Annotated in this window: 4 protein-coding genes and 1 pseudogene; all 5 read right to left on the bottom strand. The window is 54.2% G+C overall.

The window, feature by feature from the left end; all coding sequences use genetic code 11:
• Positions 1-495 precede the first annotated feature (495 nt).
• A complete protein-coding gene (locus BT116_RS29645; RefSeq protein ID WP_072349305.1) occupies positions 496-5,169 on the bottom strand; it encodes an RHS repeat domain-containing protein in 4,674 nt (1,557 codons plus the stop codon).
• A 121-nt stretch (positions 5,170-5,290) separates the two neighbouring features.
• Positions 5,291-5,782, bottom strand: a complete 492-nt coding sequence (locus BT116_RS30930; protein ID WP_139209468.1) for a hypothetical protein — start codon at positions 5,780-5,782, stop codon at positions 5,291-5,293.
• 48 nt (positions 5,783-5,830) lie between these two features.
• The gene (locus tag BT116_RS29640) at positions 5,831-8,740 is read right to left on the bottom strand and encodes a hypothetical protein (RefSeq protein WP_072349303.1); all 2,910 of its coding nucleotides are present in this window, start codon (positions 8,738-8,740) and stop codon (positions 5,831-5,833) included.
• A 29-nt stretch (positions 8,741-8,769) separates the two neighbouring features.
• Positions 8,770-11,052 (bottom strand): hypothetical protein, encoded by a 2,283-nt coding sequence (locus tag BT116_RS29635; RefSeq protein ID WP_072349301.1) that lies wholly within the window; start codon positions 11,050-11,052, stop codon positions 8,770-8,772.
• 50 nt (positions 11,053-11,102) lie between these two features.
• Positions 11,103-12,078: pseudogene (locus tag BT116_RS29630) on the bottom strand (hypothetical protein); the annotation flags it as partial.

Below are 12,078 nucleotides of genomic sequence, written 5' to 3'. Positions count from 1 at the left end.
CGCCGGTAGCACATGGCAGGCTAAACAGATCTCCCAGGGTAATTCGCGCGACCTTCCTGCTTATGCCTGTCGGATCTACGTCACAGCGTTCCGTGCAAGTATCGGGCTTTGAAGATATTGGCCTTCTTACCCCGCTGTGCCGCCTAATCCGCTTCCTGTTCGTCAGGCCAGCATTTTGCCTCGGGCTTCCTTCAGATTCGCAGTCGCCCGCGACACCCTTGCCTCTGGCTAACACTTCCCCTTGCCGGGTGTGTAGAGGACTTGCACCTCCAAGTCACCAGCGTGGCCACCACAGCCAAGCTGGTTGCGCTTGCGCGCAACGCGCCATGCCTGGCGCACCAAGTAAAAAGCCCTGTCCACTGTGACAGGGCTTTTTGTATTTCAAGGCGCCTATCCCGTGATGCCGTTCATGCAAGAAGAATGAGGAAATCCATGCGTCATGAACACGCTGGGTTTTAACAGCACAGTGAAGGGATGGCGATGCACGGGTTAGGCTTATAAAGCCATTCGAATATTATTCTGGTCACTGTCCCCACTCTGCGGCACGGGCCTATAATTAGGGTCATAGTAACTAGGTGGTGCTTCTCCAGGGTGCGGTGGCATGATTCCTCGTATTCCTGTTGATTTAAAATAATTCGGCGGATTAGAAGGAAGGGGAGTAGTAGGAGCGTATGGATCGCCAGCCGATGCAGAAAGCGGGCGAGCAGTAGCACCAGCGAATGGATCGTTAGTCGGTCTCGGCACATTGCCTGTAGGGCTAGAAGCAGTTCCAGCGCGAGACCGTGGATGCGCAACGGGCATTCTATTCGGCGCTGGGGGCATCCTAAATCTAAATGCTGCCACGCCTAAACCAATCGACGCCGCCCCCGCTACCGAAGCAATGGCGCTAAACACAATGCGAGCCGTGTTGTCGTCGGTGAGAGCCGCACCAACACTTGTGGAGGCAGCTATAACGCCTAAAAGCAAGGCGCCCAACGCCGCGCTAACAACGAAGTGCCCCGTAGGGTCTACCTCATCGAGCGGCCTCTGGCTGTATGCATACCCATTGAGCCCCCCCTTGCCGAATGGACTCCAGCTGTCCGGGCTATTGAATCGCATGAGCACCGGGCTATACACCCGGTAACCCTTTCCCAGCATATATCCTCCGGTCTGAGCCTCCCTCAGTTCACCATTGAAACCCAGTTCGGTACTGATAGGTTGTTCGGCGCTACGATGGCCATAAGGGCTGTAAGCAAGAGAATGGATTGAGTCGGAGCTGACTTCATTCATTACACTGTTGGTGAAATTACCGGCCAGTAACAGCGTGTTGTCGCCCTGACGCTCTGCCAATAAATGGTCATCGCCGCGCATGAAGGTACTGCTCCGCTCCCCGTCCACAAGGTTGGCGATGTGATCGCCCTTGTAAAAATGTTGCTGGGAACCGCCACCGTCATCGTTATTGGATAACCGGTCCAGCGGATCATACTGGAAGTTACCCGTTTTACCCGATCCGGACTCACTCACACTGAGCAGCCGATTAAGCGCGTCATATTCCAGGACTCGGCCTTGCTCGTCTTGAATCAGGTTACCGTTGGCATCATAGGAAAGCACCAGCTCGTCTGGATGCCCCGCATCCCCTGAGTTGGTGACTCGACTCAGTTGGGCAGGGTCTTGCGGGTTTTCATAATGATATTCGGCCATGTTGTTTTTTCCATCGACCGTCTCTGTGATGACGATGATCAGATTATCCATCGCATCGAAGATAAAGGTTTGCCCCGAGAGACTGTTGCCATACGGATCAATTGGCGGTTGGCTGCCCGCACAGGTATACGTCTCCAGGCGTCCACGAAGATCATAGGCATAGGTTTCGTCACGCAGCGTCTGGGGGCCTTCGGTCAAGGTGCGTCGCACGAGACAGTCAAACTCGTCGTATACCTGATCCAATACCTGGACAACACCATCAAGGTCGAACGTACGCTTTGTTTCACGATGAAACTCATCGTATTCAAGGCTGATACCAAGGGTTCTCGCCGGTGCGCCGTCGACGATGTCCTGCGTGGTGATGGTAGCGACACGCCCCAAGGCGTCGTAAGTGAAGGCCGACGAAGTCGTCCCCAAGGATGTACGCTCCAATCGACCTTTAGGGTCATATTCATACTGCTGTATTTGATCGAGCACATCGGTATAGCTGAGCAAACGACTGCGAAAACTATACTCGTAGGCCATCGCGAAAGTTTGCCCATCCGCTTCAACGGTTTCGCTCTTGGGCTCGCCAAAACTGAAATAAGTACGTGCCAGTGTCCGCCCGCCCACGCTGGCCTTCGTCAATCGCGCGTTGGCCGGGTCATACTCGTAGTTACAGATGTCCCCACCTGAAAGTTGGCGACGCAGAGGTTCGTCACTCAACTGTGGCATGTACTGGTATTCGACCGTTTGACCACTGGCGGGGGTCACGGTCTTAGGTCGGGTCTGCTGCGGATCGTATTCATAGCGTTGCAAACGCCCTCCGGTGACCGACTCGGTCATGCGGCCCAGCCCGTCGAACGTTTGCGTTCCCAGTTCCTGTCCATCCACGCTGATGCGTGTAGGCCAATCTTCAGCGCTGTGCTCGGCATATTCGCGCACAATCCTGGCACCTTGAGGCAAGATGGTTTGCGTCATACGGTCGAAAGCATCATAGCTGTACTCGGTAACGCGCAACGGAGTCCTGAGGCCCAACTCTTCCTTCACCGACCGTCCCAACCCGTCATAACTATACTTTTGCCGACTGATTACACTTTCATCCAAGGCCAGACGCTCTGTCTGGACAGGCTTTTCAAACAGGTTGAGACGCGTTTCAGTGACCCCGCTGAAGTGGACCTTCGTCGAATCCTGCTCCCAGCTTCGTTCAATCGGGCCTGACCAGTTTCGATCACCAATCGGATTGACTTGCTTATAGCGCTCCACGCCGTCCGGGCCGATCTCGCAGAAGGGCTGATTCCAGTCGTCGAACAGAAACCGTGTCTTGAAGGGTTTCGCCTGCGCTCCCCACCAATCGTATTCGGTCTGCTCGATCAGGTTCCCGAAAACATCGTACTGGGCGGCATAGGTCTGGCGCATTGTCGGTTGGCTGCTGTCGGCATCGTTGCGCTCTTCGTAAACCGCCCTGTTAAGCCCATCGAATGCCGTCACGGTCTTCACGCCCTTGACGTCGAACAACCATTGCTCGGCCCGTTGCCCAATGCTGGCGGAGAGATAATATTCATAATTGCGCGTTGCCTTGTAGCGTGGGTCGTTCGGTGCCACGGTTTCACTGGTGACCCGATTCAGCACATCGTAAGTGCGGCGTATCTCTACGTCATTGTCGTCGCGCTCAAGCAGCGACTCGCCGTTGAGTAGCGAGCTTTCCAATGTAATGATTTTGTGCACCTGATCGAAGTCTGTCGTCAGCGTTTCCACTGTTTGCAGAACCGTCTCGTCGGCCAGGGTGCCCATCGTCACCCCGTACGTGTAGGCGGTTATCGTTGCTTTTCCATTCAACGCAACCGACTGGTGCTTCAGGCGTCCATGCACCACATGCGCCTGCGCGTCGTCCTTGTCGTGGTAGTACTCATAGGTCGTGCTACGTAATTCCATGACGGCGCCGGGAGCCGTTCGCGTGAGCGTTTCACGTTCGAGCGCCAGCCACGACGAACGTCCGCTGCCGTCCAGCGATGGATACAGCACGTAGCGATAATCGGTCCGTAGGGTCGGCGCACCAGCCACATAGCCAGGAGCGGGCGTCTGGGTTTGACTTTTGAGATTGCGCACGAAGCCATCGGGGTCTTTCGGGCAGCCATCTTCCCCGTCCTTATCGTAGTAAAAACTGGTTTCGACAACACCTGTGGGATGGGTCTGGACCAACAGATTGCCGTAGCTGTCATAGGTGCTGCTGGACTTTTCGCTACGTAATTGGCTACCCAACCGCCAGCGGTTGGTGACTTCGTGAGGGAGTTGAAACCAGTCTGGCTGGCCATCGAACCCACCGGGGATCTGACCATACACAGTCTCGACCTCCTGCTGTGCCGTGTTGCGCGTCGTGGTCTCCAGGGTGAGCAAGTGAAACTGGTTGAAGGTACGTTTGATACGCTGGACCTCCACCCCTCCATCCATCAGGTGCTCGGTGCAACCGTAGGCGTAATGGCTGCCAGTGAACTGATAGAGGTTATCCAACCCTTCATCGTTCCAACTCAGCGCCAGATTGCGACCCAGGAAATTATTGGTCTCCAGGTAGGTCGAACCGTCGGTGAAACTGTAATGCGTTTCTACCATGGGCTGCCCGCTGCCAGGGAACACCCGGTGTTCTTTCACCCGGGGTATGGGCTGACGACCACTGCCGGTGGGAAACTCATGGCCCTGCGCGTCATAGACCACTTCTTCCCGCCCGCCCAGTGGCGTTTCCACCGACACGATGCAGGTGTATTCGCCCACTGGCCTGTAATTCAGACGCCAGGCAACGTTGCGACCCGCTTCGCTCGGCAAAGTAATGACTTTGACGTACTTCTCGGTGCCGGAATCCAGCGTCATCGAATAGCGCGCCAACGGCGTGCCGTTGGCGCCGGCAGTGGGGTGCAGGTCCAGGATGACGCTGCCCTCCTGACGGTCTACCTTCAGCAAATCGCCGCGCTCATCACTGATGCTCGCAAGCCGGAAATCATGGGCACCGAAGGGCAAGTGCCCCAGCGTCACCGCATGACCTTCCGGCGCGATCATCCGGACAGGCAAGGCAACCGCATCGTCTCCCCGGCCATGGACCCTGAGTTCTTCGACCAGACCGGACTTATGCACCAGCCGGTAGAGTTGATCGTCGTCTTTATCACGATAAAAACGGAAGGTGTTGAGCTTTTTCTCTTTCATCAGAAGCTCGACCAGAAGCCCTTCCTCCCGTTGCGCCGTAACCTTGTAACGCTCGCCGCTGTTCAAGGTCAGGATTTGCCGCTGAACCCGATATTGCGATTGCTGCACGTTCCAGCCGGTGCCGTAACCGCTGTCATGACGGTTCATGGGATTGAAGCCCATGGCCAGGGACAGCAGCGGACCGTTCAAGAAGTTGGGTTTGAATTCGGGGAAGTTGATGGAAAAAGTGTATTGATTGGTTCGAGGATCAACCCCGCCCGCTATGTAACTCATGAAATTGAAAGCGTTGGAATGTACCGCCGTGGAGTCGGTCATGATTGCCACCTCTGGAAAGAAACAAACTCAGAAAACCACGCGCCAATATTGAGTAACCTTGAGTTTCCCAACCGCTTGCTTTTAGATTTCACCGCCAAAAGTGAGCGCTAGGTAAGCATGATTAACTTGCGGGCGTACCTGGCCATATATAAAGACAGGACAGCTTACCTTCGACAGGTTTATTATTTTTGTTTTTCCCCTCTACAAACATCAATCCCGGCTTGAGAAGTTGCCCTGGTATCGCCGATGCCACTACACCCGGAAGTGAAATCAAGGATGTATTAGTGGGTTGAATATAGGTCTTCACCATATAGTACCAATCCCCCGTATAGCCCGGCCCTGTAACTCGGCAGTCCTTTTCCGAACCGAAGGCAATCCTCACGGCAGACGCCACATTGTCGAGGGTAAAAAAGCTGTACACATCATTTTTGCAACCATGATATGACATATCATAGTCCTTATATGAAGCGGGAATAGCAATAACGCATGTGTTACCAGGATCTTCTATACTTCCTTTTTGATATAGTTTAATACTTCCCTGAGCCAGGACGACAGTCACCGCCTGAACGGCAACAATCAGCAAGCCGGCGCCTATTTTCGTAAAAATGTTCATTGTCAGTCACCTGCAAACGTTCGACCAATCAAGGACGAAGGGGTAAGATCATAAAGCCGTATTATCCAGATAATTACGATGATAATAGGTTCCCTTGGGCTTGAATGAAATTCTCTGTTTGTGAAGATTGCCGTTTTTGTCTCGCAAGGCAACCTTCAAATCTTGATCCAACCGCGGACGCGGATGGGCGCGAGGCAAAATGAACGGAATGTTATCGTTTCGACACAGTAAAACAGCAAAGGTGAAGGGTTCATACCGAGTGGATTTGGCAACATCCAGAAGCTGGGGATCTTTTACAACATCAGGCATTAAATCATCGAAAGCCACCTTGTTTTTTAAATCATTATTTCCAGTAACATCTTCAAAGTAATAGCCCAGCCAACTAAACATAGTCTCCTCCAGCTTTTCGCTTTCCCAGCGAATGGAAGACACGTTAATAAAATTCGGAACACCCGGTTCTAATTGATCAGGAAGTAGCCATTCGAGCATGATAAAGTCCTGCCCCCTGCACTTGAACGTCCACCAATCCTGGCTGTTAAGAATCATATCGAAGTCAGCGTTATCATTGCCAGGTTCGCCTCCGCTGCCACCGGCTATGCGCACCCGAGTGAGATCATATACAAACTCTGCAGGCTTCACGGACCTGACAGTGATTCGTTTACCGATGCCCTCTTCCCCCTCTTTCGCTGTATCGATCCACTCACCACCGCCATCGGCGCTGTCTTTCTGAAATCTGGCATGCAGCGTTGCGGTGGTATTGACGGGCGCAACGGAATGAAGATAGAAATCCTGCTCGACCAGAGAATCATTTGCTCGCAGAGCGTCGGCATTCGGTATTTGGCCGGGGTTAGCTGGAATGGCCAGGTCGAAGTGAGGACTGAGGATTTTATGCACTTGCAACTCTTGTGACGCCCCCGGATCGACTCCCAGATCTTCCACCGGTATAAAAGGCAGCTCATTGTAATTTTTGTAGAGCAGGCGCATGCTTGCCAACTCCGTCAAACTCAGTTTGTAGTACTTGAGCTCTTCGTCTATTGGATCCCACACACCATTGGTCTGGGTGCTGACTTGAACATGAAGTTGCTGGTAACCATTGGCCAGCACATTACCTTGCGTTTCCAGCTCCGGCCCACCCACCACTTTGATCGTGAACAGGGCCAGGGGGACTTCCCAAGTCGGATCCGGGTCCTGCTGTTTTTCGCCAATCACGCTGTAGCCCCGGAAAAACACCACGCCGTTACGTACGACTTCGCACAACACCACGCTTGTCTGCTCCACCCCTTGCGGTGGGGCGGTGTAAAGCCCTTCGTCCACGCTGCCGACACCACTGACCACTCGCCACCGCCGCGGCACCTGCGGCATCAGAGAAACATCGTGGTTCAATTGCACCGTATTGGCGGCGTTGAGACGCTCCACCACAGCCGGCTCGACGTTTAAAAACGACTGGGCATTGTCCAGCACCAGGGTAGATTGCGTTGTTTTGACGTCAGCACCGAGCGTCTCGCACAGCACCTTCTGAATCGAGAAGCTCTTGAGCTCAGCCTCGGCGCTGGCCACGAACCGCCACTGCGTGTCGGCAACCCTGGTCAGGCTGCCTTGTAGCGGCGCAAGCAGGCTGCATCGGGCTTCCTGCCCCATCGCGGTCGCGTTCAGTGTAACTTCGCCAGGTTCCTTCTTGAGCAAGTGGGTCACCAGTTTCGGCGCGATTTCCACCTTGCTGTAGTCCACCCTGAGCAAAGTCGAGGCGGTGTAGGTTTTGCCGTTGTTTTCATAGGTAGCCGTCACCAGCACACGCAACGAGTGGTAGCCAATACGTTGCGACGACACCGCCCTATACAAGCCATTGTCTATGGTGCCGTGCCCGTCCTCGGAGTGACTTTGCAGGCTGACGGCTTTCCACGTTTTGGCCGTCAGCGTCCTGCCTTCCCAATCGAGTAGCTGGAATTGCTGTCGCCCCCCGGCCTCGATGACTGGGAACGCGGGCTCCAGGCGTATGCTGGTCTGTGCGGGGCTGATGCGACCAAACGACACCAGGTCATGAGGTGTGTGTTGCGAGACTTCTTCGTAGAAATTCAGTCCGGGGAAAGATAGATGCGCCGGTAACTCCACGTCGTTATTGTTGGCATACCTCAGCATGTCCCGGGATAACACCCACAAGGCGGTGTATTTGCGATCACCACCAGGATTGGTGTCATCGGGCATCAAGTAAGGAAAGTCGACACCGAGTTCTTGCCCCGGGCCACTACCGGCCAGCAGTTCGATCAATGCGAGCACCACACCATCGCCTTCATTTGCCGCACCTTTGACCTTCGCTCCGGGTGCAGCCTGAGTCCGCAGGCGGAAACGCCTTGGGGCAAGCCCGTGGTAGCCCTTGAGGCCGATTCGTCCCAGCTGAAACACCGTCTGGTCCGACGACAATTTGTCAAACTGCTCTTTAAAATAGACACCGAGGCGCTCTGCGTGCTCTCCGCCCAAGAGATCGCAGGTAAAGGTACTGGCCCCCTTCAAATCCATCGTGATACGGCCTTGCCGGTCGACTTCAGCCACCACCAAGAACAAGTTGACCTTCATCGTCAGGGTGAAACCCTGTTGTTCGGTGATGTAACCCGTGGACAATAGAGTGTCCGAAGCGCCCACTCGAGATTGCCACGTTTTGATTTCCCCGCCTACGATATTCATCGTCACCGTAGCGCTGGAGTCCGCTAAGGTCGCACTCTCGAAAGACACCTTCGGCGCACCGAGAACGATTGATTTAACCTCGACAGACTGACTCTCAGACGCGTTAATGACAGTGCGACCATTCAAATAGGGTAAGAAAGTGAACTCTTCATAGCGCGTTACATATTGCTGTTCCAAAAGATAATTAATGCGAAGGCGGTCGCATATGAATAATGCATCCCAACCCCGGGTAGTCAGTCTACCCTGCATAAGCGCAAGAACTTCATTCAACGTAGCCATGATAAATCCTCTTCCAATAAAAGGATGGATTACAAACTCAACGCTCGAATGACCGCGCCTGAATCGGCTAACGGTAATGGCACGATGGTGTAACCTTCAAATAGACCAAGCACGGGTTCAACCCATTTTGCGCCAATGACGACGCAAGGTTGTGCACTGGGTCCGCCTTCACGATACAACCCCGTATCGCTATCGATTTCTCCGGGACCGTCAAAGGGGAGGAACCACTCTGCCTCGATGGGAAAGTGGTTAATCGTGGCGCGTAACTGAAGTTCACCTTCGGCGGAAGATTCAAGATCGGGTTTTATAACCATTATCGTGTTTTTATGTTGTGCCACCACATAACTTGACCATGTATTGCCGCTGTCTTCATCGGTCACGTTGATTTCATCGAAAACAAAGGCGGCCTCACCCGTGATCTCGTCGGCGGCAATATAGTCGTATCCACCGGTGGCAGGATTGGGGACCAAATCTCCACTTTCGCCCGGTACCCGATTCTTTATTTCCCACGTCAATGATCCGCCACCGATGGAGCCCGCCAAAAACGAAATGCGATCCTGCGGGTTGCACACTTGAATAACGGGATTGACCACAAGACTTTCCCTGATCACCGTTACTACGACCACACTTCGCTCGTCACTGGCCTCATCATGGGCAATGACCAGTACCTGAAGAGGGGCTGCGCCCAGTGTATGGGCCGGCGGTGCCCGGTACTCCCCTTCAGGCGTCATCCTTCCAGGATCCAAAGCACCCGGCGCCTCTACCGTGAAACTGACTCCGGGGGCGGCCGGTTCCACCTCGAACGAAACAATTTCCCCAGGCAATAACAGCGTTTTCGGCGCACGGATCGTGAACGAGGCGCTGGAGGAAAGAACCCGGCCAAAGTCGACATAATCCAGTGGGAGCGCCACGACTTCCGATTGCAACCGGTGGGCACTCGCCAGGTCTACATCCGCCAAAAACACTTGGGTACCGGTGGCCGTCAGGCATTCGGCATACTGCTCGATCAACGCGGTTTTAACTGCATGCCCGATAAACGCCACGATCCGGTCGCGCAGGAGTTGCGGTGTGTTATCCGGCAGGCCACTGATGTACGTCACGTCCGGCGTCTGCGTGCGTGGCACAAATAACTCGGCACCGACTTCGTACGGCGCGAACTCATCGACCATCATCCGGAACACCTGCTCAAGGCTGAAGGTGAACGTCACCGTAAAAGAGGTCCATCCACCCGTGCTGCCCTGGAGCCGATAACGCAGTGGCACATCGGCCCTGGTTTGCCAGTGCTGAACGGCCCGAGTCAGTTCAAATTCGGCCGTCAGTGGCTGAGCTCCTTGCACCAGCGAGATACCAAAAGTGTCACAGCCAAAGTCGTAAAGATTGTCCTTATAATCGCGAGCCGTAATGGTCAACTCGCCCGAGGTGGCTTTCATGCCTATCACACGGCCATCGTCTTCCATCAGTTCGAAGTGATTGCTGCCAAACATGCTCAACAGTGCCCCACCGAACGCGGCCCGATTGATCAGCCTGGACGAGAACAGCGCGGTGCTGGCGTAGTCCTTATCGGCGTCATTGGCGATCAGGTATCGGTATTCGCTCGGTTTGTTGCCGGGCCTGCCCATCGCCATGGTTTGATAAAACAGCAACGCCCCTTCGCCCGCGACCTCGCCGCTCGATTGAGTGCCCACATCAATGGACTTGATACACAGGAAAGGATTTTCCTGATCCGGGAACCTGGCCAACGAAAATACGGAACGTTCATCGGCCAAGGCTTCAAATTGCGCCTTGAAGAACTTGCCGCCAGCGACCTGTTCCTCCGGCACCGGCGAACTCGTCAGCCTGAGTTCTTCTGCCAGCGTCAGGTCCAGCACGACCTGCGCATCGCGTCCGGCTGCTGGCTCTTGGAAAGTAACCGGTTGCTCGTCTGTGACCAACTTATAAGCATTAAGTGGGCTAAAGAGAAAAACCGACTGGATAAGCTGTTGATCAATTTTTTTTTGCGTGATCACTTCTTGACCGCCGCTCACTTGCAGGGATGAACCCACGGCATTCGATACATACGACGTTGATGGAAAGGAAATCTCGGGATAACTCAATGAGCACCCGATCAAGTGATGGGTAAGCGGAGTATCCGGCACCTCGTAACTTCCGGTGATGCCATTCAGGCTTATGCCCTGGCTCAATCGGAGTGCATGGTCCTTTTGTAGCGCCTGGTTCACCGAATGACCCGACAAGGCAAACAATGCATCCCACTCGCGCATCTGACTGGTGCCCTGCATCCAGCCTAACAGTTCGGTTACCGAATAACTGGCCATCGCTACTTTCCTCATTTAATAAATGGGTTGCAAGCAAGTCGTTATACAGATCAATAAGCCAGGCCTGTCCCGCCCTCAATCGCGGCAACACTCAGCGGCACATCGGGAATATCGAGCAAGGGCAGCGCGAGCAGTAGATGACCTTCAAGTACACCTATAACCACCGAGTCCCAGGACGCTCTGATGAACACGAAAGCCTGCGGGGCCATTTCGTCAACCTTATAGACGCCTGGGGTTTCGCTGTGCCATGAGCCGGGGCCGTTGAATTCAATACTCCATTCAACGTGTTCGGTAATATCCCTGTTATTGGCTATGGCTCTTAAAGCGACTTCTGTCAATCCTTCCAAACTGTCAGGGGCCTGGATGGTTATCGCGGGAGTTGTCTGTGTAACCACCATGTAAACCGACGCCGTATACCCTTTATAAGTCGCCACGAGTTCATCCATCACATAGGTTTTCCCTTCGACGACTTCTTTATTCGAGACATAGGTGTAAACGCCATTATTGGATTCGATAGAACCGCTCTCCCCCGGAACCGGATTGTTGATGACGACTGTAGGCGCAGGGCTGTCCTCATCGTCCTTCAGATAGCCAAGCTTTAACGGTACACGCTCGTCTTTATCGCAAATCTGAATCAGTGGATTGATCGTCAAGCGCGAGCGGACTACCGTCACCAAGGCAGAACTGCTGAACTGGGTAACAGGGTCGGTTGCGGTGACCCGTACACGGGTGAAACGCCCCTGGACCTGGTGCACTGCCGGAGGTGTATAGACCCCTGTGTCTTCATCGATCGTACCTACGCCGACAGCGAGACGCCGCAAGTGCTCAACAGCCCATTTCAGGCCGGGTCTTGCAGGAAAAACCTCAAAAGCATAGTGCGGCCCGCCGGCGGCAATACGGGGTTCCGGCGTGGTGATGGCGAACGTTGTTTGAGCGGGATTGATGCGACCGAACAGGCCGACATCATGAGGGGACTGTAAATTGAGCATCTGAATGGTTTCGCCGTAGTTAAGCTCGAGATTTTCC

The sequence above is a fragment of the Pseudomonas sp. NFACC16-2 genome (assembly GCF_900119205.1).
Lineage (GTDB): Bacteria > Pseudomonadota > Gammaproteobacteria > Pseudomonadales > Pseudomonadaceae > Aquipseudomonas > Aquipseudomonas fluorescens_Q.
The sequence above is the reverse complement of the archived record's forward strand: the minus strand, read 5'-3'. Positions and strand labels throughout refer to the sequence as shown.

Bases quoted from the DNA above. Each gene is read 5' to 3' on its own strand.
- BT116_RS29645 (WP_072349305.1), bottom strand. From the start codon at position 5,169: ATGACCGACTCCACGGCGGTACATTCCAACGCTTTCAATTTCATGAGT.
- BT116_RS29640 (WP_072349303.1), bottom strand. From the start codon at position 8,740: ATGGCTACGTTGAATGAAGTTCTTGCGCTTATGCAGGGTAGACTGACT.
- BT116_RS30930 (WP_139209468.1), bottom strand. From the start codon at position 5,782: ATGAACATTTTTACGAAAATAGGCGCCGGCTTGCTGATTGTTGCCGTT.
- BT116_RS29635 (WP_072349301.1), bottom strand. From the start codon at position 11,052: ATGGCCAGTTATTCGGTAACCGAACTGTTAGGCTGGATGCAGGGCACC.